We start from the raw sequence: 273 nt of genomic DNA, 5'->3' as shown, positions 1-273 counted from the left end.
GCCATATGCTCTAATAAATGCATCAACCCCTGCTGCTGTTCAGATTCCACCAGCGAGCCACCCGCGATTTGCATACGCATGATGATGGCTTTTTCTGGGTACGGATTAACCATCAACTGATAAGTTAAGCCATTAGCTAAACGACCTTGATGGATTCGTGGGTCAGGGGTTAATTCATTGGCAACTGTGTGCAAAGAAATAATGATGGAGCAAGCGCCAAAGAATGGCATTAACCGAGTAAAGAGAGACAAGAGATAACCTCGAATAACATCA

Annotated in this window: 1 protein-coding gene; it reads right to left on the bottom strand. The window is 44.3% G+C overall.

Annotation, left to right across the window (positions count from 1 at the left end; all coding sequences use genetic code 11):
• Window positions 1–273, bottom strand: a 273-nt coding sequence (locus P8629_RS11845) for a hypothetical protein (RefSeq protein WP_278166321.1), incomplete at both ends; no start/stop codon positions are given.

The sequence above is a fragment of the Hydrogenovibrio sp. 3SP14C1 genome (assembly GCF_029625905.1).
Taxonomy (GTDB): domain Bacteria; phylum Pseudomonadota; class Gammaproteobacteria; order Thiomicrospirales; family Thiomicrospiraceae; genus Hydrogenovibrio.
Note: the sequence above shows the minus strand (reverse complement) of the source record. Positions and strands in the feature narration are given on the sequence as shown.